Genomic DNA, 24,536 nt, shown 5'->3' on the forward strand with positions numbered 1-24,536 from the left:
GCCGTTACTGGCAGAGCTGCCGGTTGTTCAGCGCGTTGACGTGGCCCTCGGCGTTGCCCGTCAGCGAGATGGCGTAGATGCCACCATCCCAGCTGCCGTTGTTGAAGTTGACGCGGGCGTGCGGCGCCAGCACCGTGCCCCAGAAGCCGAAGCTGGAGGCGGTGATGCTGGTGGTATCCACGAAGTTGAACAGGATGCCGTGCTGGTCGATGCCGCCGTTGCGCTGGATGCCGAAGTTCCGGAACGTGGCCGAGCTGCCGTAGATGTTGATGATCGCCAGCGAGCCGGCCGGCGCGGTGATGTTCATCAGCGCCGCGCCGTTGAGGGCGCTGGCGTTCAGCGTGAAGACGTTCGTCTGGGCGTGGGTGCCCGTCAGGAAGATGCCACCCCAGGACTCACGCTTCGTCGTGCCGTTGACCGGCAGGGCCGCCAGCTGGGCGGTCAGGCCGCGCAGCTCCGCGAACCGCGCCGCGAAGTTGATGGGCGTGCCCTTCTGCACGGGGCCCCGGCGAGGCGTCACGCCCTGGTTGGCGCTGTAGGTGCCACCGTACCAGGCGTTGCCCCAGATGCTGCCGTTGGCCAGCGTCAGGTTGCCGCCCGCCACCAGCACGTTCGCCGTGTCGCTGGCCGGCAGGCTGGCGCCCACCGCGAAGTTCGTCATGGAGATGTTGCCGCCCGCGGCCACCTTGCCCTGCACGTCCACGCCCCCGCTGTAGTCCTCCAGCAGGAAGAGGTTGTAGTCCCCCAGATGCACGTCGATGCAGGTGGAGCAGGGGCCCACCGTGAGCTGGCGCTGCGCGGTGCTCACGTGGCCCGAGGGGTCCGCCACCCGGTACGTCACCGTGTACTGACCGGCGCGCGTCTGGTCCAGGTTGCTCGTCACCGTGACGTTCGGCGTCAGGTCGCCCGCGCAGCCGTCCGAGGCCGTGGCGCCCGGATCCACGTAGGGCGCGCCCTTGCACGCCACCGTGGCGGGGCCAGAGCGAACCTGGAGCTGCGGCGCCTGCGTGTCCTGCACGGAGACCGTGCGCGTCGCCGGCTCGGAGGTGTTGCCCGCCGAGTCCGTCGCCAGGTAGCTCAGCACGTACTCGGCGCCCGGCACCTCCAGGCTCACCCCGCCCTCCGTCGAGATGCTGCTGGCGGGCAGCTCACCCTCGCACAGGTCGCTGGCCGCAACACCAGGGTCGGAGTACGTGCCGCCCCGGACGCACTCCAGCGTCTGGCTCTCCGGACCGTTGAGCGCCAGCATCGGCCGCACGCGGTCCAGCACCGTCACCACGCTGGTGCATTCCGACTGCTGGCCCTCCGTGTCCACGCACGTCAGCTTCACCAGCGTGTCGCCGATGGCGTACGGGCCCGCCGGGCTCTGGGTGCAGCCCACCAGGTCCCCATCCGCGTCCCCCGAGCCCGCGTCGATGCTCGCCGACACGCCGCAGGTGTACTCCGCCACCACCGTCACGTTCTGGCAGAGCGCCGTGGGCGGCTGGGTGGAGGGCGGCTGCTGGAGCTGGGGCAGCTTGCAGAACGAGGTACAGGTGCCGATGCTGCCCGAGGAGTCCCGGGTCCGGCCGTTCATCGAGCCGTTGTCGCACTCCTCACCCTGGCTCGGATCCACGAAGCCGTCACCACACCAGGTGTTGCGGCACGCCCACGAGCACGTCTCGTGCGCCGACTGGCCCATGAGCGCCGGCTGCCCGTTCAGGCCGTCGCCCATGTCGCACTCCTCACCCGGCTGGAACTCGGGGGTGCCGCACCCGGCGCCCAGCGGCGAGGCCCCGCGCACCAGCACGTAGGGCGTGCCCGCGAAGGCCGTCTGCTCGCCCGGCGAATAGGTGAAGTCCAGGATGCTCTGCTGGCCGGGCAGCTCCGCGTCACCCGCGCTCATCGCCAGCGCCGCGTACGAGAAGGTGCGGTCCGGGTAGCGGGTGAACACCGAGCGCGCCACGCACCCGTTCGTGCCCAGCAGCATCCCGTCCTGCAGGTCCCGCGACATCAGGTCCGTCCACATCTCGAACATGTGCCCGGCGCCGGCGCAGCCCGGAATGCCCTCCACCTCGAAGGTGCCGAAGGGCTCCAGCAACGTCACCTGCGTCTGGGGCGCGGCGTCCTGGTAGGCGCAGCCCAGGGCGATGTACATGCCCGTGCGCTGCACGGCGTTGAGCGCCGAGCGCACCCCGTTCTCCACCAGCTGCTCGGTGCCGTTGGTCGTCGGGTCCGTGCTGATGAGGACGACGTCGCCGTCCACGATGGCGCCCCACGTCTTGCGCGTGTCGATCGCCGCCTGGAACGCCGCCGTCCCGCTCTGGCACGCCGCATCACCGATGATGAGCGCGCGGTAGGACATGAACTGCTCGGCCGTCATCGCTCGCCACTGCTCCGGCGTCACCACCTCCACCGCCATGTTCGAGTCCCAGGCCCGCACCGCCTTGGCCTCGCGGCTCTCCAGCCCTCCCTCCACGCTGCTGCCGAGGATGAGCACCTGCCGGGAGCTGCGGACTTCCTGCTCCGCCGTGCCCACGGCCAGTCCGGACTGGCGGGCGGGCTCTCCACCGCAGGCCACCGCGGCCATCGCGGCCACCCACAGCAGACAGGCCCTTCCCACAACCCCACGCGTCTTCTGGCAACCCTCTTGGTGCTGGATCGATGGCTGGCTCATCTTGGGCTCCTTCTCGGATTCTGAGAAAGTGTGTATTGCCGGGATTTCTGGATATTATTCCTGCGAAAACGGAAGATTTCAAGCCCACTGCTGAAATTTTCTATGCCCGCCCAAATTTTCCAGTGGAGAGGTAAGCCACTGTACGCGGTGTGTCCGGGCAGGTGGATCAGCTCCCACTCATGCTAGAGAGGCGCTGTTCCAAGGGCTCTTTCCGCCCCTCGGTGCGAGGCCAGGCATGTCCGAGCAGAAGGGTTTGGGTTCCAGGCTCCTCGGTATCTTCGTGGAGTCGGACGGCAACAAAACGGAGGAGGCAGAGGCGCTGCCCACCGAGAGCGGAGACAAGAGCGCCGCGGATCTCGTCGCCGAGCTGGCCGCCGCGGGCGCCGCCGTGCCGGGCACTCGCCGGGGTGCTCCGGCCGCCTCGGCGCCGATGCCCGAGCCCGAGCTCGCCTCTCCGCTGCCCGCCCTGAGTGCCGACAAGCTGCCGGCGGCGATGCCCGGCGCGCCCACGGACTTCGACGCCATCTTCCGCGAGCTGGGCATGGACTCCGCCGAGCTGGATCGCGTGCGCAAGGCGGAGGACCTGCTCAAGAGCCTGCCCGAGGCCACGCCCCAGGCGGTGAAGAAGCAGATCGTCGAGGCCTCGCTCAAGGCCTTCGGCTTCGAGTTGGACAAGATCGTCCTGGCCGCCCAGAACCAGCGCCGCGCGCTGGACGCCTATGTGAAGGTGAACGAGACGGCCACCGCCAAGGCCGTGCAGGACGCGGAGGCGCAGGTGCGCGCCCTCAACGAGAAGATCGCCGCGCTGCGGGGCGACATCGAGAAGCGCACCCAGGGGCTCACCCAGCTCACCACCTCCGTGCAGGCGCGCAAGAAGGAAGTCCAGAAGGTCATCGAGTTCTTCCAGGGGCCTCCCCCTGGCACCCCCGGCGCGCCGTAGTCCCCGCGCCCTCTCACCGCTCTTCACCGAACGAAGGAAACCCTCTCGTCCATGAAGCTCACTCCGTTTGGAAAGTTGTTCCTGGCCCTGATCGTCCTCGCGGTCGTCGGGTTCGTGGTCTTCAAGCGCTACGGCGACAACCTCCGGCAGTGGGCCGGCGCCAGCAGCGGCGGCGAAGGTGGCACCACCACCAAGGCCGAGCCCGTTGGCAAGGATGACTTCAAGGACCTGCAGCAGCAGGGCCTCGAGGACGCCCCGCGCGATGGCAAGCTGGCGCTCAACCCCAGCGCCTCGCCGAACAACGCCACCGCGCCCGTGGGCTCGGGCACGCTCAACCGGCCGCTGAAGGTCGCCATCAACACCTGGGCCGGCCACGCCCCTGGCATCGTCGCCAACGGCGGCCTGGAGCCGGGCTCTCCGGCCAGCCTCTACAAGAAGAAGTACGGGCTGGACGTGCAGTTCATCCTCATCGAGGACCCCGTCGCCAAGCTCAACGCCTTCATCAAGGGCGAGATCGACATCATGTGGGACACCGTGGACTCGTACGCCAACGAGGCCTCGCGGCTGGCCGAGCAGAACCTGCAGGCCAAGGCCATCCTCCAGGAGGACTGGAGCCGCGGCGGTGACGGCATCGTCGCCATCAAGTCCATCAAGTCCATCGAGGATCTGCGCGGCAAGAAGGTCGCCACCACCAAGTACACGCCCAGCCACTTCCTGCTGCTCTACCTCATGTCGCAGTCGGGCCTGACGCCCGAGCAGCGCACGGAGGTCGAGAAGAACCTGGTGTTCACCGCCGAGGCGCCGCTGGCCGCCGCGGCATTCAAGGCCAAGCAGGTGGACGCGGCCGTCACCTGGGAGCCGGACCTGTCGGGCGCCGTCGCCGCGCGCGGAGACGAGGCCCACATCCTGGTGTCCACCACGGCGGCCACCCACGTCATCGCCGACACGCTGGTGGCGCGCCAGCAGCTCATCGACACGGCGCCCAAGTCGGTCCAGGCCTTCGTGGCCGGCTGGTTCGACGGCATCGCGGTGATGAGTGAGGACCCCCAGGGCGCCAACCAGATCGTCGGCCAGGCGCTCAAGCTCGGGCCGGATGACGTGTCCGGCATGCTCTCGGGCCTGAAGCTGACGCCCTTCGCGGACAACGCGCAGTTCTTCGGCCTGTCGGGCCCCAAGGCCTACGCCAACACGCTGTTCAACTCGGCCTTCATCATCTGGCGCAAGAAGGGCGTGGTGAGCAAGGCGGTGGACGCCAAGGACTGGTTCGACGGGCGCTTCGTCAACGCGCTGTCCGACCAGTACCAGGGCCAGAAGGTGCAGGAGGCGTTCGTCTTCAAGGAGAAGCCCAAGGTCACCGACCGCGCCATCGTGAACAAGAGCCTGTCCATCCACTTCACCACCGGCTCGGATGAGATCATGCCCGGCAGCTACTTCACCCTGGACTCGCTGGGCGAGACGATGCTGGCCTTCGGCAACACGTACCTCCAGGTGGAGGGCAACACGGACGCGCGCGGCAGCGCCACGGCCAACAAGACGCTCAGCCAGCGGCGCGCGGAGGCAGTGCGCGGCTACCTGGTGAAGAACTTCGGCATCCCCGAGGCGCGCTTCGTCGCGGTGGGTCGCGGCGCGGAGAACCCCGTGGCCAGCAACGCCACCGAGGATGGGCGCGCGCTCAACCGCCGCACGGACATCCGCGTCGTCCTCAACACCCAGGAGTAGAGACTGGCACGTATGAGCCCCGCACCGCGCCGCCGCGCCGCGGCCTCCCCTCCCCTGTGGGGGCTGCGCTCCAACATCCCCGCCACCACGAGCCGCATCCTCGGAGCCTCGTCCGTGGCCCTGCTGCTGCTGGTCTGGTGCGTGCTCAGCTACGTGCGCGTGGACAAGGGCGGCACGGCCGGGCCCGAGCCGCTCGTCAGCCACTTCTTCCTGCCGCCGCCCGGAGAGGTCATCCGCAGCCTGCTCTACCTCTTCTTCGAGCAGGACCTGCTGTCGGCGGTGTGGACGAGCATCAAGCGCATCCTCATCGCCTTCGGGCTCTCGGTAGCGGTGGCGCTGCCGCTGGGCATCCTCATGGGGAGCTTCGAGGCGGTGAACCGCTTCTTCGACCCCATCGTGGCGCCGCTGCGCTACCTGCCCATCACCGCCTTCATCCCCCTGCTCATCCTCTGGTTCGGCATCCAGGAGAGCCAGAAGGTCGCCTTCCTCTTCCTGGGCACCTTCGTGTTCCTGCTGCCGGTGGTGGTGGACGCCATCCGCGTGGTGCCCGATGAGCTGGTGCAGACGGCCTTCACCCTGGGGGCCAGCCGCGCGCAGGTGATTCGCACCGTGCTCATCCCCGCCGCGATGCCGCAGATCTTCGACAGCTTCCGGGTGATGAACGCGATTGCGTGGACGTACATCATCCTCGCGGAGATCGTGAACCCGCAGAACGGAATTGGCTACATCCTCCGGCTGGCCGAGCAGCACTTCAAGCCGGCCTGGAGCTTCGCGGGCATCCTCGTGGTGGGCGTCATCGGCATCCTCACGGACCTGGGCATCCGCGGCATCAACCGCCTGCTGTTCCGCTGGAGGGACGTCGATGTCTGAGCCACTCACCGGCATGGCCGGCGGCGAGGTGCCGAAGCTGGACATCCAGGACCTGCAGGTCTCCTACGTGGACCGCAAGGGCCAGAGCGTGCATGCCGTGGACGGGCTGTCGCTCACGGTGGCCAACAAGCCGGGGCATGGCGAGCTGGCCGTGCTGCTGGGCCCCTCGGGCTGCGGCAAGAGCACCGTGTTCCGCGCGGTGGCGGGGCTGCTCCAGCCGGACTCGGGCTCCATCCTCATCGATGGGCAGCCCGTGCAAGGCACCGGGCGCGACCGGGGCATGGTGTTCCAGAGCTACACGTCCTTCGCCTGGCTCACGGTGCGCGAGAACGTGGAGTACGGCCTGAAGCTGCAGGGCGTGCCCGCCGCTGAGCGCAAGGCGCGCTCCCTGGCCATGCTGGCGCAGGTGGGCCTCAAGGACTTCGCCGAGGCGCTGCCCAAGCAGCTCTCCGGCGGCATGAAGCAGCGCGTGGCCATCGCCCGTACGCTCATCAACCAGCCCAAGCTGGTGCTGATGGATGAGCCCTTCGGCGCGTTGGATCCGCAGACGCGCTTCGGCATGCAGAGCCTCATCCTGGACGTGCTGGCCAAGCAGGACAACACCGTGCTGTTCGTCACCCACGACATCAGCGAGGCGGTGTACCTGGCCGACGTCATCTTCGTGCTGGCGCACCGGCCCACCAAGGTGCTGCACCGGGTGGAGGTGCCCCGCTTCGAGCAGCGAGACCCGACGGTGAAGCAGAGCGCGACCTTCAAGCAGGTGGAGAACCACCTGTTGGACTTGCTGCACTCGCTCGAGGTCAAGGGCAACGTGCGCGTGAGCCTGTGACGCCATGGCGAGCGACGAGCCCAGCTACCTGAAGGCGGCGTTCCTCAACATCTACAACCTGAGCATGCTCGGGGGCGCGCTGACGGCCAGCGCGCTCACCGGCGAGTACGTGCTGGGCGCCGTGGCGCTGGGCGTGGAGGCGCTGTGGCTGCTGTTCGGCCCGGACCTGCGCCCCTTCCAGCGCGCGGTGCGCGAGGGCCACCGCAAGGAGCAGGAGGCGGCCGACCGCGAGCGCGTGGACAAGATGCTCAAGGAGCTGCCCCAGCAGGACTGGCAGCGCGCCAAGGCCCTGGACGAGCTGCGCCGCGACATCGAGCGCGACATGGCCAACAACCCCTCGTTCCAGGCCATCCTGCTGCAGACGGAGCTCGACAAGCTGCGCCACCTGCACCAGAGCTTCGTGGCGCTGGCGCTCGCGTGCAACCGCGCCGAGAGCTACATGGCCGCCGTCGACCCTCGCCAGCTCAAGCGCGAGATGGAGGCGCAGACGCAGCTGGAGAAGACCCTGAAGGATCCCGCCGCGCAGGCCATCGCCCGCAAGAACCTGCAGGTGCTGGCCAAGCGCGAGGAGACCATTCAGGAGATCCAGAACTTCCTCATGCGCGCGCGCGGGCAGATGAACCTCATCGAGAACTCGGTGCGGCTGCTGCGCGACCAGGCGCTCACCATGGCCAGCCCCGGTCAGCTCGGCGAGCAGTTGGATGATCTGCTCACCGGCGTGGACGCCATCCAGGCGACGGCCAAGGACCATGCGGACGTGCTGGGCTCCTCGGTCATGGAGCCGCTGGCGGAGGTGGTACACCCCGCCCCCGTGGCCGAGGGCGCACACGCTCCCGCCAAGCGCGGCCGCAACCGGAGCTGAAGGCTCAGCTCGGGGCGCTGCCCAGGGAGCGCTCCTGCTGGGCCTGCTCCAGCGTGAGGGCCAGCATCAGCGCCGGGCCGGTGAATGCCTCCAGTTCCTCCTCGGTGGAGGGCACCATGCGCTGCTCGGCTTCAATCCATCCGTCTCGGATGCGAAAGGCCGTGTAGGCCCGCGCCAGCTCATAGAGGTGCTCCTGCACGCCCTTGTGCCGCAGCACCGAGGCCGTCGCGGGTGAGAGGCTCTTCAAGTCGAAGAGCGCGTCGAACCGCGCGTCGCCAATCTCCGGGTCACCCTTGCCCACCAGCCGCAGCGCCTTGTCCCCGAGCCCCTCCCGCTCCAGGGAGAACTCGGGCGGCAGCAGCGCGGCCACGTTGAGGCGGAGCACGGCCGCGACGTACGTCCCCCTGCCCGCGCGGACGTACCGTGCCTCCACCGTGAGCGGCAACCCCTCGTAGGTGCCTTCGATGCGCAGCCCCCGGGGGCTCATGCTCATGCCGTGGCTGCGCGCGAACGCGGCCCAGGCCGCGGCCTGCGCCGCATTGGCCCGGCGGAGGAGGTACACGCTCACGAAGGCGATCAACGCCGCGGCCAGCAGGAGCAGGAAGACGGCTGGATCGAAAATCATGGCCCGGATTGTGCCCTCGGGCCCTGGGGCGTGCCAGCCGACTCAGCCCACGGCGGCGGCAGCCACGGGCATGGCGCGGCGGCCCGCGACTTCCCACGCCAGCCGGAAGGTGGCCGCGGTGCCATCGAAGGCGATGGGCTCCACGTGGATGTCGGTGGCGCCCGAGCCCCTCAGCATCTCGGCCACGAAGCCGCAGCCGAAGAAGGGGTTGTCAGCCAACACGTTCTTCATCCACAGGGTGGCGGTGCGCTGGCCCAGCTCCTCCACGCGCACCTCGTTGAAGTTGTTGCCCGCCCGCGCGCCGTGGGAGATGCGCTCCAGCGTGCCCTTGGGGCTCATGTGGGCCACGAGTGACATGCTCGCGCGCCCCACCGCCGTCTGCCGGTAGCCCTGCACGTAGCGCTCACCCAACCCGAAGTGCGCCGCCTCGAGCGAGAGCTCGGGGAAGACCTCCGGCGCGGCCACACGCAGGAAGGTCCGCCATTGCTCCAGGGGGTAGGAGGGCCGTAGCGGCTCGGACAGGTCCAACCCCACCGCGCGCAGGCGGCGCCGTCCCTCGGGGGTCAGACGCGGCCCGAGCGACCGGACGAAGAGGGCCTCCACGGACTGGGCGAAGACGAGCTTCTCGTTCGGCATGCGGCAAGACTTGCAGCCGGACCCCGAAAAACGCGATCCCCCCCGCTCGCAATCCGTTGGCTGGTGGAAGCTCGTACCTCCCCGCCGTACAGGCAGCGCGGAATCCAGCCGTGGAATGTCAGGTGTCGATCACACCAGCATCTTCAGCCGCGTCTCCTGCACCGGCTCGTTGCTGGCGGCGCCGGGCTTCTCGCGCTCCACCGAGCGCAAGAGCCGCAGGATGGCCGGGCCCAGCACATCCAGCTCGGTGGACACGTACATCTCCGTACCGAAGCGGTGGATGGTGTCCGTCTGCTGCCGGAGGATGCGCTCATCCTGCGAGAAGATGTGGAGCGCCACCGGGGTAAGGAACGGCTTCACCAGCCAGTGCGGAATGGGCAGCCGGAATGTCACCACCGCGTAGATGAGGGTGTCCCAGTCGGACACCGGCGTCATCGCCGAGGTCACCATCAGGTGGCTGGTGTCGCCCATGCGGTACTCCACCTGGGCGATGGAGGGCAGCAGGAAGCGGTCGAAGTGCTGCACCACGCTGCCGCCCGGTGCCAACACCCGCCCCACCAGCCCCTTGGGGGCCGGCTCACCGATGTACTCGGCTTCCACGCGGTCCGCGCTCCGGCGCACCACCACTTCGATTTCGTTGTGCTTCTGCGCGGTGCGGAACAGGCCGCCGTGGAGGAAGGCGGTGTGCGGCACATCCAGCGTGTTCTCCAGCGCGGCGTGCAGCGAGCCTGGGGCGCGCACCTGGCGGCGCACGGTGCTGTAGCCCCGCGCGTCCAGCAGCGGGAAGCGGTAGGGCTCGGAGGTGGGCTCCACCCCGGGCGTGGAGTACACCCAGACGAAGCCGTCCTGCTCGCGCACGGCGTAGGAGGCGGCGCAGCGGGCCTTGGCGCGGGTGTCTCCGAACAGGCCGGGGATGGCGCGACACTCGCCGGCCGCGTCGAAGGTCCACCCGTGGTAGCCGCACTGGAGCTGGCCGCTCACCACGCGCCCCAGGGACAGCGGCACGTTGCGGTGCGGACAGCGGTCCAGCAGCGCCGCGGGCTGGCCGCCCTCCCCCCGGAAGAGCACCAACGGCGTGCCCTGCAGGGTGCGCGCGATGGGCTTGTGGCCCAGCTCGCGCGAGGCACAGAGAATGAACCAGGAGTGCGGCAGCCGGACCACGGAGATATTGCCGGCCGGCGCGCCGGGCGCTTTCGCCTCGTCGCGGGAACTCATCGCGCCCACTCTAGCGGGCCATCGGACCGTGTGCATCTGATGAGCGTCCGTGTCCCTCGTGCCCCGCGTGTCCCTCATGTCCCAAAGGAGCGGCGGACAGACGCAGGAAGACCATGCCGCCCACGGGCGTGCGGCTGCCATAGGTGGGCTGGAGCGCCTCCGGTACGAAGTTCACCGCGGCGCGCACGCCCACTCCCGGCAGCACGGGCCCTAGCGGCCCCAGGTTGCGCAGGTAGCCCAGCGCCAGGGTTGCCACGCCGAAGGTCTGCTCTTCGAAGGGCTCGGACAGCACCAGGTCATGCCCCGTCTTTTGGATGTACTCGGTGCGCCCGAAGAGGACGTTGCGCCCGTCGAGGTCCAGGTTGGACTCCAGGAGGAAGGCGTTGGTGGCGCCGTGCTCGCCCTCCACGTTGCGCCCGAAGACAGCGGTGGTCGCCCAGGAGCCCCCGCCGCTCAGTGGCTGGTGGTACATGGCAGAGGCGGTGAGGCGGTGCAGCGGCTCGTCCGTGTGGAGCACGTCGTGGCTCGGCATGAAGCCGTAGGACACCTGGGCGCTGACACGCGGGTTGGGGTTGACGCTCAGGCGCACGGAATAGGAGTCCAGTCGCCGGAGGTCGAAGTCGCGGCGGTGCTCGTCGGGCTCGCGGCCGTTGAACCAGGAGGCTTCCAGCTTCGCGGTGGGCGTGAGCAGGCCGGCGGTGAGCACACCAAAGGCGATGTGCGAGGAGTCCTGCCAGTGGTGGCTGAGCGCCGCCAGCGGATCCGAGGAGGCAGACATGCGGTGCGGGAAGGCCACCGGCCCCAGCGCGGGCTCTCCGGAGGGCGCCGCGTAGAGCTGGAAGCCCCAATCCTCCGAGAGCGCGTGGGTATAGGTGAGCGCCATCTCCATGAAGAGGTCATGAGGGTGCTGCCGGTCGCGCAGCCGCTCGCCCTGGTAGGTCTCTCCCGTCTGGAGGAGCAGCGGATAGCCGCCGTCGCGCTGGGCGGTGAAGGGCTCGGGGCTGAGCATGACGCGGGCTCCGAAGCGCCCCGCGCCGAGCTCGCGGTCGGCCATCAACATCAGCCACCCCGTGCCGAGGATGGCGTCACCTCCTCGTGGTCCCTCCTGCCAGTCGTACCCGCCGAAGAGCAGTCCGTGGAACATGAGGTCCCAGCCACCGACGCTCGCGTGGACCCCGGCATGAGGCGTGGCGTCAGGCTGCCACGCCGTGCCCGAGACGCTGCGGGACATCGGAATGTCGCGGACGGAAGGGGCCTCCGCCGGAGCAGGCGTGGGCTCCGCTGGGTGCTCGTGCGCCTGCCCCAGAGCGGACAGTGGAAAGACAAACAGTAGGCAAAGCAGCGGCGTGAGGCGCATGGTGGTGGCCTTTGATTCTCGGAAAGAGGTTGGGGACCGGGCCCTCCCGCGACGAGCCGTCTCGGGGGACACTGGGTGGGTACACGCCTGCCCCTGCACGGAGCAGGCGAGCGAGAGCTACAGAGAGAGCCTGCGCAGCCGCAGCGCGTTGGCGATGACCGAGACGGAGGACAGGCTCATCGCCGCGCTGGCGATCATCGGGCTCAGCAACAGGCCGAACACTGGGTAGAGCGCCCCGGCCGCCAGGGGCACTCCGAGCACGTTGTAGAGGAAGGCGAAGAACAGGTTCTGGCGAATGTTGCGCAGCGTGGCCTGGCTGAGTCGACGCGCCCGGGCGATGCCGCGCAGGTCTCCCTTCACCAACGTCACCCCCGCGCTCTCCATGGCGATGTCCGTGCCCGTGCCCATGGCGATGCCCACGTCCGCCTGGGCCAGCGCCGGCGCGTCGTTCACGCCGTCCCCCGCCATCGCCACCACCCGCCCCTCGGCCTGGAACCGCTTCACCACGTCGCCCTTCGTCTCTGGGAGCACCTCGGCCAGCACCTCGTCGATGCCGAGCTGGCGCGCCACCGCCTCCGCCGTGGTGCGGCTGTCGCCGGTGAGCATCACCACGCGCAGACCCTCGCGCCGCAGCAGTGCCAGCGCCTCGGGCGTGGAAGCCTTGAGCGGATCGGCCACGCCGAGCAGCCCTGCGGGCCGGCCATCCACCGCGACGAAGACCACCGTCTGCCCCTCGCGCCGCAGCGCCTCGGCCCGCTCGGCCAGCGCCTCGGGCTCCACCTCCAGCGCGGAGAGCAGCGCCGCGTTGCCCAGCCCCACCCAGACTCCGTCCACGCGCCCGGTGACACCCTTGCCCGTGAGCGAGCGGAACTCGCTCACCTGCGCCAGCACCACGCCCCGCTCCTGGGCCCCGGCGACGATGGCGGCGGCAAGGGGGTGCTCGCTGCCCCGCTCCAGGCTCGCGGCCAGCCGCAGCAGCCGCGCCTCCTCCATGCCCGGGGCCGGCACCACCGAGACGAGCCGCGGCTTGCCCTCGGTGAGCGTGCCCGTCTTGTCCACCACCAGTGTGTCCACGCGCTCCAGCCGCTCGAGCGCCGCCGCGTCCCGGATGAGCACGCCCACCTGCGCCCCCCGGCCCGTGCCCACCACCACGGAGATGGGCGTGGCCAGCCCCAGCGCGCATGGGCAGGCGATGATGAGCACCGCCACCGCGTTCACCAGCGCGTGCGCCAAGCGCGGCTCCGGCCCCCACACGCCCCAGATGATGGCTGTCAGAACCGCCACCGCGATGACCACGGGGACGAAGACGGCGGACACCTTGTCAGCCAGCCGCTGGATGGGCGCCCGCGTGCGCTGGGCCTCGCTCACCCGCTGGACGATGCGCGATAGCAGCGTGTCCCGCCCCACCCGCTCGGCCAGCATGATGAGGCTGCCCGTGCCATTCACGGTGCCGCCCGTCACCTTCGTGCCGGGTGCCTTCTCCACCGGCAGCGACTCCCCCGTCACCATGGACTCGTCCACGGCGCTCTCACCCTCCAGCACCCGGCCGTCCACGGGCACCTTCTCCCCGGGGCGCACGCGGAGCCTGTCTCCCGGGTGTACGTGCGCCAGTGGCACGTCCTCCTCGTTCCCGTCCTCGCGAAGCCTCCGCGCCGTGGTGGGCGCCAGGCTCAGCAGCGCTCGAAGTGCCCCCGAAGTCGCCCGGCGCGCGCGCAGCTCCAGCACCTGTCCCAGCAACACCAGGGTGGTGATGGCCGCCGCCGCCTCGAAGTAGACGGGGATGCTGCCCGCGTGCCCCGTGAAGGCGTGCGGCAACGCGCCGGGGAAGAACGTGGCGAAGAGGCTGAAGAGGTACGCCGCGCCCGTGCCCAGGGCGATCAGCGTGAACATGTTGAGGTGCCGGTTGCGCACCGAGGCCCAGCCCCGCTGGAAGAAGGGCCAGCCGCCCCACAGCACCACCGGCGAGGCCAGCACGAGCTGCGCCCACGCCATCGTGCCCGGCGAGAGCAGCCGCTGCACCGGCTGGCCCGGCAGCATCTCCGACATGCCCAGGAACACGACGGGCACACTCAGGACCAGCGACCCCCAGAACCGCCGCGTCATGCCGAGCAGCTCGGGGTCCGGCGGCTCCTCCGCCGTCACCGTGCGCGGCTCCAGCGCCATGCCGCACTTGGGGCAGGTCCCCGGGTGGTCCTGCACCACCTCCGGGTGCATGGGGCAGAAGTACTCCGTGCGCAGCTCCAACGCGGGCGCCTCGGGCTCCAGCGCCATGCCGCACTTGGGGCACGCCCCCGGGTGGTCCTGCCGGACCTCGGGGTCCATCGGACATATATAGGTGGTGCCGGGCGGGGAGGCAGGCGCCGGCTCGGCCTTCGGGGCGAGGTACTTCAGGGGCTCCGCGCGGAACTTCTCCCGGCACTTCGGATTGCAGAAGAAGTAGGTGTGGCCCTGGTAGTCGAAGGTCCCCCCCTTGGGAGCCTGGGGGTCCACCTTCATTCCGCACACCGGGTCCACCGGTCGGGTGTCCTCCTCCAGGGGAGGCGGAACGTGGGAATGGGGGTGAGCGTGCGCCGGGGGGTGAGGGTGATGGTTCATCACACTGCTCCTTTCACCCGGGCTGACGGAGCATGTCTCATGCTCTTACAGTGGGCTCAGCGCAGTGCTCCCGGCACGCCGCTCGCCCGGTTGCCTGGGGCGAGCGGCGGAGCAGCCGCCTAGATGCCCAGGCGCTGGGTCAGGTCCTTCCAGTCGGCCTCGGACAGGCTCGGCTTGGCGGCCACCTGGAGCACGGCGTTGAAGGCCTCCGGCGGAGCGCCCTGCTTCATGCCGCCGAGCATCCCGGCGCGCTCGTCGCGGTTCATCGCGGGGATCATCCCGCGCATGAAGGCCATCATCACGTCCGGCGCGATCGAGCCGAGCAGCTTGCCCTCGATGGCCATCAGCTCCGGGTCGCTGTACTTCTCGTGGAACTGGGGCTGGATCTGCAGCTCCTCCTCGGCCATGTGGACGAGGTTCTCACCGACGAAGCGGCTGTAGACGAGGTAGAGCTTGCGGCCAATCTCGTGCCGCGCCGGGCCCGCCGCCTTCTCCAGCTGCCCCGCCAGCTCGCGCAGCTCGGCGATCTCCTTCTCGTGCTCCACGTGCTCCTGGGCCTTCTTGGCCGAGGCACCCTTGGAGCGCTCCTCGAGCGCGACGTGGAAGTGGTTGTTCTCGTGCTTCAGGTGATGGGCACACAGGTCCATCACGAAGCGCACGTCCCGGACGATCTCCTGTACCTGAGCGTCATCGCCAAAGCTCACCGAGCTCATGCGCGCCAGCAGGCTGCAGAACTCCCGGCGCAGACCCTTGTGGACCGGCCCGTAGAGATCGTAGCGAGGAGCCTGGTTGGACGGTTCGTTCTTCGCGGACATCCGTGTGCCTCCAGTGAATGGAAGTAGGGGGAGGCACATTCTTAGTGAGTTCCGCTGATAGCTCAACTCACTCTCCGAAAAACCCACCGAGGGTGCTGCGCACACCGACCGGGTGCGTCATAAGCAGGGAGATGGCGGAGCACGACGGACGGGCGGCGCCCCTGAGCAGGGGCATGGTGTGGCTGATGGCGGCGGCGTCGGGCGCGGTCGTGGCCAACCTCTATTACAACCAGCCGCTGCTCGGAGACATCGGCCGGGAGTTCGGCGCCACGGGCAGCGCGCTCGGCTGGGTGCCGACCCTGACGCAGGTGGGGTACGCGGCGGGCATGCTGCTCATCGTGCCGCTGGGCGACAGCCTCGAGCGCCGGCGCGTCATCGTCACCATGACGGGGCTGGTCACCCTGGCGCTGGTGGGCGCGGCGCTGGCGCCCGGCCTGGAGTGGATGGCGGTGGCCAGCTTCGTGGTGGGCCTGACCAGCGTCGTGCCCCAGTTGCTGGTGCCCTTCGCCGCGCACCTGGCCGCGCCAGCCCAGCGCGGGCGCGTGGTGGGCACGGTGATGAGCGGGCTGCTCATCGGCATCCTCCTGTCGCGCACCGCGGCGGGCTTCATCGGCACCCACCTGGGCTGGCGGGCCATGTTCTGGATCGGCGCCGCGCTGATGCTGGTGATGGCGGCGGTGCTGCGGGTGACGCTGCCCAGCCACGCCCCGGCGGCGGCCCTGCCCTACCCCGCGCTCCTGCGCTCACTGGTCGGATTCGTGCGCAACGAGCCCGTGCTGCGGCTGCACTCGCTGCTGGGCGCGCTCAGCTTCGGCGCGTTCAGCGCCTTCTGGGTCACGCTGGCGCTCTACCTCCAGAGCCTGCCCGAGCACTACAGCCCCCAGGTGGCGGGGCTCTTCGGGCTGGTGGGCGTGGCGGCGGCCGTGGCGGCGCCGCTGGTGGGGCGCTACGCGGACGTGCGCGGAGACCGGAAGATCAACGCGCTGGCCATTGGCGTGCTGCTGTTCTCCTTCGTCGTGCTGTGGCTGCTGGGGCGCTGGCTGTGGGGAATCGCCCTGGGCGTCATCCTGCTGGACCTGGGAGCGCAGGCGAACCACATCTCCAACCAGACACGCGTGTACTCGCTGCACCCGGAGGCTCGGAACCGGCTCAACACCATCTATATGGTGACGTACTTCGTGGGCGGCGCGACGGGGGCCTACCTGGGGACCACGGCGTGGACGCACCTGGGCTGGACGGGCGTGTGCCTGGTGGGCGCGGGCCTCTCGGTGGCGGGGCTGCTCGCCCTGGCGATCGGCGGTCGACGGGCGCCGTAGCTCAGACGCTCGGCTCGCGGTGGCCCTGGCAGGAGCAGTCCAGGCACCCATGGGTGGCGCAGGTGCCGCAGCTGCGCTCCAGCTGCTTCTTGAGCGCCTGCCGCGCCCGGTGCAGCCGCACGCCCGCGTTGTTCGGGGTGATGCCCACCTCGGCGGCCACCTCGGGCACGGCGCGCTCCTCCAGGTCCACCCGCTGGAGCAGCTCGGCGTACTCGGGCTTGAGCGTGGGCAGCAGCTCGCCCATGCAGGCGCAGACGGTGGCCTTCAGCTCTGGGTCATCACCCTGTTCGGTGGCCTCGCGTGCCTCCCGCTCCATCGCGCGGCCCTCGGAGGCCTGCTTGCGGTAGTGGTCCACCAGGGCGTTGCGCAGCAACCGATAGAACCACGCCACCGCGCTCTCGCCCTCGCGCAGCTCGTGGCCCTTCTCCAGCGTCCGCACATAGGCGGCCTGCAGCAGCTCCTCCGCCACCGCATGGCTGCCCACGCGCCGCTCCAGGAAGGACAGGAAGCGCCGGTGGTTCTCCACCAGCACCCGCACCACCGCCTCCCCTTCCGCCTCTCGGAGTTCCATGACCCGCCTCAGTTCACCACGAGCGTGCCCTTCAACATCCGCATGCCGCAGGTGAAGGGGAAGGAGCCAGTCTTGTCCGGGGTGAACTCCACCACCGTCTCCGTCAGCCCCGGCAGCGGCTGCTTCACACCGAAGTCCGGGATGAGCAGCTCATCGGCGCACCCGCCGGTGTCCTTGCGGATGAAGCGCAGCCGGACCGGCATGCCCTTCTTCAGCTTCACCTCGCTCGGCGAGTAGCCGCCCGCCACGGTGATGGTCACCTCCTGCACCCCGCTCGCGTCCGCCTTCGCCGCGGGCGAGGCCACCGCCACGCTGCCGTCCTTCGGCGCGAGCAGGAAGGTGATGAAGTACTCGGGATCTCCCGGCATGGGCAGGCGCACCGTCGTCTCGCGCTCCTGCTCCGAGGCCGGCAGCTTCGCGGCGAGGAACTGTCCGCCTGGCTCGGGCGTGAGTGGCACGTTCTGCCCGCCGGCCTCCACAGTCCCCTTCATCCCCGCGAGCGGCACCGGCTTGCGGAAGGCGTCCGTCACCCAGACGCGCACCTCGCCCGAGCGCAGCGAGAGCACCTCCAGGTGCATGTCTCCGCTCATGGCGACGATGCCGCCCTGCAGCGGCGTGTGGTCGTGCTCCACGCTGAGGGCCTCGGCCTGTACGCGCCGCGAGCCTCCCACCTCCTCCACCGCCCCGGCGATGTGGACGCGCTGGCCCACCTTCGGCCCGAGCAGGGCCTTGGCATCCTGGCCCGGCGCGGTGAGCACCAGCACCGGCGCTCCACCCTGCACCGCCACCGTGTACACCCCGCCCTGCTTCGCGCACTGCTCCGCCGTGAGCCCCTCCGGGAGCGTGGATGGGCACGGCTCCTGGCGCAGTTCCCCCATCAGGTCTCCGTGGCCCTCGGCCTCCAGGTGCGCGTTGAAGCGCGCCGTCTCCGGCTTTCCCTCCCGCACCACCGTCACCACCATCACCAGGTGCTCGTCGGTGTGCGCGGGCCCCTGGCCCTCCAGGTGGTCTCCCACGACGGAGAGCGCCACGTCCGGATACCCGCCCTTGGCCACCTTGATGGAGCCACTGGCCCCATCCACCGGGCGCGGGCTCAGCGCGTCATCGAGCAGGTAGACGCGATAGCCACCCTCGCGCGAAGCCACCAGCTCCAGGTGCCCCCGCGCCGTCGTCTCCACCCAGCCCCCGTGAGGCGCGGCGTGCGCGTGCGGCTCGGCGGCGTGGGGCTGCTTCGCCGAGGCCTTCGCGGTCTCCGCCGGCGGCGCGGCCGGGGCTTGCGTCTTCTTGTCGCACGCGGCCAGCAGCCCGGCGACCACCACCACTCCCATCAAGCGCTTCATACGGTTCTCCCGAAAGTTCCCGCCCATCGTCCCCTCTCAAGCTCTGCCTGGCAGGCTGCTCTCGGACGCGGCAGCCAGGGCATCGCCCTCCTCCTCGCGCGAGGCCTGCTTGCGTGCCAGGTACTTCTCCATCGCTGGGCGGCCGAATCGATAGAACACGGCGGGCGTGACGACCATGTCCAGAATCGTCGAGCTGACCAGGCCTCCCAGGATGACCACCGCCACCGGGTGGAGGATCTCCTTGCCCGGCTCTCCCGCCGCGAGCGCCAGCGGCACCAGCGCCAGCCCCGCCGTGAGCGCCGTCATCATCACCGGCACCAGCCGCTCCAGCGAGCCGCGCACCACCATCTCCGGGCCGAAGCGCTCGCCCTCCACCTCCACCAGATGCAGGTAGTGGGAGATCATCATGATGGTGTTGCGGCTGGCGATGCCGCACAGGGTGATGAAGCCGACCAGCGTGGCCACCGAGAGCGTTCTATCCGTGAGCCACACCGCCGCCACACTGCCCACCAGGGCCAGGGGAATGTTGAGCATCACCTGGAGCACCAGCCGCACCGAGCGGAAGTGCGCGTAGAGCACCAGGAACATGCCGGTGAGCGACAGCAGGGACAGCAGCGCGATGAGGCGCGTGGCCGACTGCTGGCTCTCGAACTGCCCCTCGTAGGCCACGGTGGTGCCCACGGGTAGCCGCACCCGCTCGGCGACGCGCGCGCGCACCTCGTCCACCGCGCTGCCCAGGTCCCGGCCCGCCACGTTGGCCATGACGACGACGCGCCGCTGGAGGTGGTCGTGGTTGATGAGGTTGGGCCCGCGCGTCTCCACCACCTCCGCCACCGCCGCCACCGGCACGCGCGCGCCCGAGGGCGTGTCCACCAGCGCGCGGCGGAACGCGTCCGCGCTGACGCGGCTCGGCTCGTCGTAGCGCACCAGCACGTCGAAGGTGCGCTGGCCCTCCAGCACCTGCCCCACCACCACGCCGTTGAAGGCCTTCTCGAGCTGCTCGGCCATGGCGCCCGGCTGCACTCCCAGCCGCGCCGCCTCCTCGCGCTTGAGCCGGAGCTGGAGCTGGGGAATCAACGTCTGCTGCTCCACCTGGAGGTCCACGATGCCCGGCACCTCGGCCATCACCCGGCGCACCTCCTCGGCCTTGGCGCGCAGGGCGTCCAGGTCGCTGCCGAACACCTTCACCGCCACCTGCGCGCGGATGCCGGACAGCAGGTGGTCCAGCCGGTGGGAGATGGGCTGGCCGATGGACACGGAGACGCCGGGCAGCTGCGCGAGCCGGGCGCGCATGTCCGCGAGCACCTCGTTGCGCGGGCGGCCCCCTTCCTTGAAGTCCACGTCCAGCTCCGAGTAGTGGACGCCCTCGGCGTGCTCGTCCTGCTCGGCGCGGCCGGTGCGCCGGCCCACGGTGCGCACCTCGGGGATGGAGACGATGAGGCGCTCGGCGAGCAACCCGTAACGGTTGGACTCCTCCAGCGAGGTACCCGGGGCGGCCAGCACGTTCACCGTGGCGGTGCCCTCGCTGAAGGCCGGCAGGAAGGCACGGCCCATGAAGGGCACGGAGGCCACCGCCACCAGCACCAGCAGCACCGCCGCCGAGAGCACCGCGCCGGGGTGCGCCAGGGACACCTCATAGAGCTTGCGCGCGCGCGCCTTGAGGGCCCGCACCAGCGCGCTGTCACCGTGCTCCAGGAAGCGTGCCTTGGGCAGCAGGTACGCGCACAGCACCGGCGTCACCGTGAGGGACACGAGCAGCGAGGCGACGATGGATACGATGTACGCCACGCCCAGCGGCGCGAAGAGGCGGCCCTCGATTCCACCCATGGCGAACAGGGGCAGGAAGACGAGCACGACGATGAGGGTGGCGAAGACGATGGAGTTCCGCACCTCGGAGGAAGCGCGGTAGATGACGCGCAGCGGGGGCTCGGGCCGCTCCTTCTGGCGGTTCTCCTTGAGGCGCCGGTAGACGTTCTCCACGTCCACGATGGCGTCATCCACCAGCTCACCGATGGCCACCGCGAGGCCACCCAGGGTGAGCGTGTTGATGGTCAGCCCGAAGGCGCTCATCACCAGCGCCGTCATCACGAACGAGAGCGGGATGGCGGTGAGCGTAATCACCGTGGTGCGCAGATTGACGAGGAACAGGAAGAGCACCACCACCACGAGGAAGGCCCCGTCCCGCAGGGCCTCCGCCACGTTGGAGATGGAGGCCTCGATGAAGTCGGCCTGCTCGAAGAGCGTCTCCATGTGGACGTCCTCGGGCAGGGTCCGCTGCAGCTCGGCCACGGCGGCCTCCACCTGCCCGGTGAGCTGCAGGGTGCTGGCGCCGGGCTGCTTCTGCACCGCGAGGATGACCGCGGGCCGACCGTTCATGCCGCCATCGCCGCGCTTCACCGCGGGACCCACCTCCACCTTGGCCACCTGGGACAGGCGCACGGGCACGCCGTTGCGCACGGCCACCACGGTTGCGGCCAGGTCCTCCACGGAGGCGCTGCGCGCGAGGTTTCGCACCAGGAACTCACGGCCGCCCTGGGTGATGAAGCCGCCAGTGGTGTTGTTCTGGGACAACCCCGCCGCTCGCTCCACCTCCTCGAAGGTGAGCCCGAAGGCCAGCAGCTTCTCCGGATCCACCTGCACCTGGTACTGCTTCACCCCGCCGCCCATCACCGTCACCTGGGCGATGCCGGGGATGGTGAGCAGGCGCTGGCGGATGACCCAGTCGGAGAGCGAGCGCAGCTCCAGCGGCGAGGTGCGCTCCCCCTCGCTCTGCACCCCGAGCAGCAGAATCTCTCCCATGATGGAGGAGACGGGCGCGAGGTGCGGCACCACGTCGCGCGGCAGGCCCTCGCGCGCCACCTGGAGGCGCTCGGCCACGAGCTGCCGATCCAGGTAGATGTCGGTGCCCCACTCGAACTCCACGTAGACGACGGCCAGCCCCACGCCCGAGGAGGAGCGCACGCGCCGCACGCCGGGCGCGCCGTTCATCGCCACCTCGATGGGCCGGGTGACGAGCGTCTCCACCTCCTCGGGGGACAGGCCGCCCGCCTCCGTCATCACCGTGACGGTGGGGCGGTTGAGATCCGGGAACACATCCACCGGCAGCCGGGTGACGGCCCAGCCTCCATAGAGGAGCAGCGCCACCGCCGCGAGGACGACGAAGAGGCGGTGCCGCAGGGAGAAGCGGATGATGGCGTCCAGCACCTAGCGCCCTCCCCTGGCGGCCTGGAGCGTGGAGGCGCCGCGCACCACCACGCGCTCGCCCTCCTTCAGGCCGCGGCGCACGGCGGACCACTCGCCGTCCCGGACGCCCAGCACCACCTCGCGGCGCTCGAAGTCCTCGGGACCGGTGTGGACGAAGACGAAGGCGCGGCCCTCCTCCCGCACCACGGCGGCCTCGGGCACGGCGAGCACCTGCTCTCGGCCCCCGGCACCGATGGCCACCTCCACGAACATACCGGGGCGCAGGCGGCCCTCTTTGTTGTCCAGCTCGAAGAGGACGCGGACGCTGCGGGTGCCTTCCTCCACCACCTGTCCCACGTGGTAGAGGCGCGCGGGGAAGTGCTGATCCGCATAGGCCTCGCTATGCACGAGCGCGCCCGTGGCGGCCTCGACGCGGGCCACGTCGTTCTCGAAGACACGGGCCTCCACCCAGACGATGGCGGCGTCCAGCACGGTGAAGAGGGGGCGCGAGGGGTCCACCTGCTCGCCCACGGTGGCGCGCGCCTCGACGAGCACCCCGTCGATGGGAGCGGTGAGCGGGAAGCGCGCGGTGCCCTGGCCCTGACGGGCGCCGGAGAGCACGTCGCGGGCTGCGCGGGCGCGGTACAGCTCCTCTTCGGCGGTGCGCACGACGAGGGCAGCCTGCTGCACGTCCTTCTCTGCGACGACCCCCTGCAGGGACTCGAGGCGCGCGAGGTCCCTCCGGGCCTGCTCCAGGGTAGCCTGGGCGCGGGTGGCCTCGGCTTGGGCCTGGAGGAACTCGGTGGACAGGCCCGTGGCCTCGGAGGCGGAGAGGCTCTGCTGGACGGTGGCGAGCACCTGCCCCTTCTTCACCCGCTGGCCCACCAGGGGCATGGCGGCGCCCGAGGCGGCGACCACGCCGGAGACGGGCGAGGACACCTGAGCATAGCGGTCCGTGCGAGGGACGACCTTGCCGGGCGCCACGAGCCGCGCTTCCAACTGGCGGACGCGAGCGCGCTCGGTGCGAATCTCCAGAAGAAACTGGGTCTCCTTGGGGACGGAGAAGGAGGGCCCCGTGTCGGCGGGAGCGGCCGAAGCCCCTCCTCCATGGTCTTCGCCGCCATGGGCCAAGGCCCCTGAGGCCACGAGCCACACCGCCACCCCCACAACGCCGCGCCACCGTGTCATGACGCCACCCTCCGAGCCCGCCGCGCCACGGCCCAGGCCCCGAGCGCCAGGGCGACCAGCCCCACCCCGGCCAGGAGCCACGGCCCCGAGGCGCCACCCGCGTGCGAGCCAGCGGCCTCCTCCTCGTGCTCCAGGTGGACGGTGCCGAGCGCCAACACATCCACGGTCTGCCCACGCGTCACGGTGGCGACGGCGGCGAACTCGGCCTCCACGGGCAGCTCCGCCTCGGCCCGGTACACGCCAGGCGACTCCATCTTCGGCGCGAGCGCCTGCGTCGTCGGACCGGTGAGCGTCAGCTCCACCTGTGCGCCCGCCACCGGGGCATTGGTGTCCAGCTCGGCGACGAACACGCGCAGCGGCGTCTTCCCACCCTCGCCATGCGCCGGGTGCTTGAGCACCACCTCGAACACCTCTCCGGAGGCGCCCAGCACATGCATCTCCCCTTGCGTGGAGGCCACTGCGGGAGCGTCCCCGGCATGCTCCTCGCCGCCATGCGCCAGCGCCGTCGCGGCCATCAACGCACTCAACACGAAGGACCAGCGCCTCATCTCAGAGCCTCTCCCGTGGGAAGGTGGCCGAAGGCCTCCAGGAGCGCGGAGCGGGCCCGCGCGTGCGCCGCGGAGGCATCGATGGCCTCTCCGCGCGCGGCATAGGCCCGGTCCCGGGCGAGCAGGAACGCATCCAGGCCCAGCTGCCCGGCCTCATAGGCACGCTGCACGAGGACCAGGTTGCGCTCGACTCCGGGCAACACGGCGGTGAGCGCGGCCTCGGCGGCGGAGGCGGCCTTGTAGGCCTCGAGGGCGGAGACGCGCTCGGCCTCCACCTGCCGTGCCTGGGCCTCGCGCTCCGCCTCCCGCGCGGCGCGGCGGGCGCGGGCCGCGGCGAGCTCTCCCTGGTTGCGGTTCCACAGCGGCAGCGGCACGGAGAGCCGCGCCACCACCATCGGCGCGGTATGGAGGTCCGGGCCCGTGGCGTGCTCCTCCGGCCGGGTCTCCCGCTCGTACCCGAGGCTCACGGTGGGGTCGGGGATGCGCTCGCGGCGCAGCAGCTCCACCTCGACCCGAGCCGCCTCGGCCGCGGACTGAGCGGCCACCAACTCCGGCTGCTCCCCGCGCAGCTCCGAGGGAACGGCCAAGGGCGTCAGCCGAAGCGACAGGGCCGAGGGAGCGGCTCTTCCGAGCAGGCGGTTGAGCATGGCGCGGGCGGACACTGCCTGCGAGCGAGCCAGGACAGCGCGAGCCTCGGCCCGGGCCCGCTCCAGCGCCGCCGCGTTGCGCTCCACCTCTGGCGCATCTCCCGCCGTGAAGCGACGCTCCGAGGCCTCCTCCAGCGCCCGGGCCACCGCGAGCGCCTCTTCGGCCAGCCGCGCATGCGCCTCGAACCGCACCCACTCCGCCGCCGCGTCCGCCGCCGCGCGAGCCACCCGCAGTTCCACCGCGCGCCGCTGGGCCCGCGCCGCCGCGAGCGCGGCCTCGGCGCGCTCCACCCTCAAGCCACGCTGGCCGGCCACCTCCAGCGTCTGGCTGAGGGCCACCGACAACCTCCGCTCCCCGAGATTCTGGGCCGGAGCGTCGGTGCCGTACTCCACCTCCAGCTCGGGGTTCTGACGCAGCCAGCGCCCATCCGCCTCCAGCTCGCCCTCGGCGCCCGTCTCCTGCGCGCGCGCGGAGGCCACCTCGGGGCTCTTCGCGAGCGACTCGCTGACCACGCGCTCGAGCGACCACGCCTCCGCCTCCGCGACGGGAGCGGTGGAGAGGAGCAGCGTGAGCACGGTGGACACGGCGAGCATGTACCCCACTCCTTCGCAAGCCACGTGCCG

The 24,536-nt window shown here is 70.5% G+C and carries 19 protein-coding genes; 6 read left to right on the forward strand and 13 right to left on the reverse strand.

From position 1 onward, the window contains the following. Positions 1–4 precede the first annotated feature (4 nt). Positions 5–2,656: a choice-of-anchor A family protein gene (locus SYV04_RS11965; protein ID WP_321545829.1), complete on the reverse strand. Its 2,652-nt coding sequence runs from the start codon at positions 2,654–2,656 to the stop codon at positions 5–7. Positions 2,657–2,891: 235 nt separating this feature from the next. On the opposite strand from SYV04_RS11965, the gene SYV04_RS11970 reads away from it, so the two are divergent. The 5 genes from SYV04_RS11970 to SYV04_RS11990 are packed head-to-tail and all read left to right on the forward strand — an operon-like array spanning position 2,892 to position 7,876. After that, positions 2,892–3,596 (forward strand): hypothetical protein, encoded by a 705-nt coding sequence (locus SYV04_RS11970; RefSeq protein WP_321545830.1) that lies wholly within the window; start codon positions 2,892–2,894, stop codon positions 3,594–3,596. A 51-nt stretch (positions 3,597–3,647) separates the two neighbouring features. Further along, complete coding sequence (locus SYV04_RS11975; RefSeq protein ID WP_321545831.1) at positions 3,648–5,315, forward strand: phosphate ABC transporter substrate-binding/OmpA family protein; 1,668 nt, start codon at positions 3,648–3,650, stop codon at positions 5,313–5,315. Between the two features lie 12 nt (positions 5,316–5,327). After that, the gene (locus tag SYV04_RS11980; RefSeq protein WP_321545832.1) at positions 5,328–6,185 is read left to right on the forward strand and encodes an ABC transporter permease; all 858 of its coding nucleotides are present in this window, start codon (positions 5,328–5,330) and stop codon (positions 6,183–6,185) included. Continuing rightward, a complete protein-coding gene (locus tag SYV04_RS11985; RefSeq protein WP_321545833.1) occupies positions 6,178–7,014 on the forward strand; it encodes an ABC transporter ATP-binding protein in 837 nt (278 codons plus the stop codon). Before SYV04_RS11980 ends, SYV04_RS11985 begins: the two co-directional genes overlap by 8 nt. A gap of 4 nt (positions 7,015–7,018) precedes the next feature. Then, on the forward strand, positions 7,019–7,876 hold the full coding sequence (locus SYV04_RS11990; RefSeq protein ID WP_321545834.1) for a hypothetical protein: 858 nt from the start codon (positions 7,019–7,021) through the stop codon (positions 7,874–7,876). A 4-nt stretch (positions 7,877–7,880) separates the two neighbouring features. Here SYV04_RS11990 and SYV04_RS11995 read toward each other — a convergent pair whose 3' ends face one another. The 6 genes from SYV04_RS11995 to SYV04_RS12020 all read right to left on the reverse strand — a co-directional run bounded on the left by SYV04_RS11995 (position 7,881) and on the right by SYV04_RS12020 (position 15,119). Continuing rightward, the gene (locus SYV04_RS11995) at positions 7,881–8,501 is read right to left on the reverse strand and encodes a hypothetical protein (protein WP_321545835.1); all 621 of its coding nucleotides are present in this window, start codon (positions 8,499–8,501) and stop codon (positions 7,881–7,883) included. A 42-nt stretch (positions 8,502–8,543) separates the two neighbouring features. Continuing rightward, positions 8,544–9,137: a DUF2378 family protein gene (locus SYV04_RS12000; RefSeq protein ID WP_321545836.1), complete on the reverse strand. Its 594-nt coding sequence runs from the start codon at positions 9,135–9,137 to the stop codon at positions 8,544–8,546. Between the two features lie 129 nt (positions 9,138–9,266). Next, a complete protein-coding gene (locus SYV04_RS12005) occupies positions 9,267–10,352 on the reverse strand; it encodes an aromatic ring-hydroxylating dioxygenase subunit alpha (RefSeq protein WP_321545837.1) in 1,086 nt (361 codons plus the stop codon). Between the two features lie 10 nt (positions 10,353–10,362). Beyond that, entirely contained in the window at positions 10,363–11,583 is a 1,221-nt protein-coding gene (locus tag SYV04_RS12010) for a hypothetical protein (protein WP_321545838.1), read from the reverse strand. Positions 11,584–11,826: 243 nt separating this feature from the next. After that, a complete protein-coding gene (locus tag SYV04_RS12015; protein ID WP_321545839.1) occupies positions 11,827–14,304 on the reverse strand; it encodes a heavy metal translocating P-type ATPase in 2,478 nt (825 codons plus the stop codon). 119 nt (positions 14,305–14,423) lie between these two features. Then, entirely contained in the window at positions 14,424–15,119 is a 696-nt protein-coding gene (locus SYV04_RS12020; protein ID WP_321545840.1) for a hemerythrin domain-containing protein, read from the reverse strand. 131 nt (positions 15,120–15,250) lie between these two features. Here SYV04_RS12020 and SYV04_RS12025 point away from each other — a divergent pair, with 131 nt between their 5' ends. Beyond that, positions 15,251–16,435: an MFS transporter gene (locus tag SYV04_RS12025; RefSeq protein WP_321545841.1), complete on the forward strand. Its 1,185-nt coding sequence runs from the start codon at positions 15,251–15,253 to the stop codon at positions 16,433–16,435. Position 16,436: 1 nt separating this feature from the next. On the opposite strand, the gene SYV04_RS12030 is transcribed toward SYV04_RS12025, so the two are convergent. Genes SYV04_RS12030 through SYV04_RS12055 form a run of 6 tightly spaced genes read right to left on the reverse strand, consistent with a single transcriptional unit; the run spans position 16,437 to position 24,506 of the window. Then, positions 16,437–17,006: an RNA polymerase sigma factor gene (locus tag SYV04_RS12030; protein WP_321545842.1), complete on the reverse strand. Its 570-nt coding sequence runs from the start codon at positions 17,004–17,006 to the stop codon at positions 16,437–16,439. A gap of 8 nt (positions 17,007–17,014) precedes the next feature. Then, a complete protein-coding gene (locus SYV04_RS12035) occupies positions 17,015–18,346 on the reverse strand; it encodes a cupredoxin domain-containing protein (RefSeq protein ID WP_321545843.1) in 1,332 nt (443 codons plus the stop codon). A 36-nt stretch (positions 18,347–18,382) separates the two neighbouring features. Next, the gene (locus tag SYV04_RS12040; protein ID WP_321545844.1) at positions 18,383–21,550 is read right to left on the reverse strand and encodes an efflux RND transporter permease subunit; all 3,168 of its coding nucleotides are present in this window, start codon (positions 21,548–21,550) and stop codon (positions 18,383–18,385) included. Continuing rightward, complete coding sequence (locus tag SYV04_RS12045) at positions 21,551–22,717, reverse strand: efflux RND transporter periplasmic adaptor subunit (RefSeq protein ID WP_321545845.1); 1,167 nt, start codon at positions 22,715–22,717, stop codon at positions 21,551–21,553. It abuts the gene before it with no gap. Beyond that, positions 22,714–23,265 (reverse strand): hypothetical protein, encoded by a 552-nt coding sequence (locus tag SYV04_RS12050; protein WP_321545846.1) that lies wholly within the window; start codon positions 23,263–23,265, stop codon positions 22,714–22,716. The genes SYV04_RS12045 and SYV04_RS12050 overlap by 4 nt, the downstream gene beginning before the upstream one ends. Further along, entirely contained in the window at positions 23,262–24,506 is a 1,245-nt protein-coding gene (locus tag SYV04_RS12055; protein WP_321545847.1) for a TolC family protein, read from the reverse strand. Before SYV04_RS12055 ends, SYV04_RS12050 begins: the two co-directional genes overlap by 4 nt. Between the last annotated feature and the right edge of the window lie 30 nt (positions 24,507–24,536).

The organism is Hyalangium ruber (assembly GCF_034259325.1).
Taxonomy (GTDB): Bacteria; Myxococcota; Myxococcia; order Myxococcales; family Myxococcaceae; genus Hyalangium_A; species Hyalangium_A rubrum.

Bases quoted from the DNA above. Each gene is read 5' to 3' on its own strand.
- SYV04_RS11965 (WP_321545829.1), bottom strand. From the start codon at position 2,656: ATGAGCCAGCCATCGATCCAGCACCAAGAGGGTTGCCAGAAGACGCGT.
- SYV04_RS11970 (WP_321545830.1), top strand. From the start codon at position 2,892: ATGTCCGAGCAGAAGGGTTTGGGTTCCAGGCTCCTCGGTATCTTCGTG.
- SYV04_RS11975 (WP_321545831.1), top strand. From the start codon at position 3,648: ATGAAGCTCACTCCGTTTGGAAAGTTGTTCCTGGCCCTGATCGTCCTC.
- SYV04_RS11980 (WP_321545832.1), top strand. From the start codon at position 5,328: ATGAGCCCCGCACCGCGCCGCCGCGCCGCGGCCTCCCCTCCCCTGTGG.
- SYV04_RS11985 (WP_321545833.1), top strand. From the start codon at position 6,178: ATGTCTGAGCCACTCACCGGCATGGCCGGCGGCGAGGTGCCGAAGCTG.
- SYV04_RS11990 (WP_321545834.1), top strand. From the start codon at position 7,019: ATGGCGAGCGACGAGCCCAGCTACCTGAAGGCGGCGTTCCTCAACATC.
- SYV04_RS11995 (WP_321545835.1), bottom strand. From the start codon at position 8,501: ATGATTTTCGATCCAGCCGTCTTCCTGCTCCTGCTGGCCGCGGCGTTG.
- SYV04_RS12000 (WP_321545836.1), bottom strand. From the start codon at position 9,137: ATGCCGAACGAGAAGCTCGTCTTCGCCCAGTCCGTGGAGGCCCTCTTC.
- SYV04_RS12005 (WP_321545837.1), bottom strand. From the start codon at position 10,352: ATGAGTTCCCGCGACGAGGCGAAAGCGCCCGGCGCGCCGGCCGGCAAT.
- SYV04_RS12010 (WP_321545838.1), bottom strand. From the start codon at position 11,583: ATGTCCCGCAGCGTCTCGGGCACGGCGTGGCAGCCTGACGCCACGCCT.
- SYV04_RS12015 (WP_321545839.1), bottom strand. From the start codon at position 14,304: ATGAACCATCACCCTCACCCCCCGGCGCACGCTCACCCCCATTCCCAC.
- SYV04_RS12020 (WP_321545840.1), bottom strand. From the start codon at position 15,119: ATGTCCGCGAAGAACGAACCGTCCAACCAGGCTCCTCGCTACGATCTC.
- SYV04_RS12025 (WP_321545841.1), top strand. From the start codon at position 15,251: ATGGCGGAGCACGACGGACGGGCGGCGCCCCTGAGCAGGGGCATGGTG.
- SYV04_RS12030 (WP_321545842.1), bottom strand. From the start codon at position 17,006: ATGGAACTCCGAGAGGCGGAAGGGGAGGCGGTGGTGCGGGTGCTGGTG.
- SYV04_RS12035 (WP_321545843.1), bottom strand. From the start codon at position 18,346: ATGAAGCGCTTGATGGGAGTGGTGGTGGTCGCCGGGCTGCTGGCCGCG.
- SYV04_RS12045 (WP_321545845.1), bottom strand. From the start codon at position 22,717: ATGACACGGTGGCGCGGCGTTGTGGGGGTGGCGGTGTGGCTCGTGGCC.
- SYV04_RS12050 (WP_321545846.1), bottom strand. From the start codon at position 23,265: ATGAGGCGCTGGTCCTTCGTGTTGAGTGCGTTGATGGCCGCGACGGCG.
- SYV04_RS12055 (WP_321545847.1), bottom strand. From the start codon at position 24,506: ATGCTCGCCGTGTCCACCGTGCTCACGCTGCTCCTCTCCACCGCTCCC.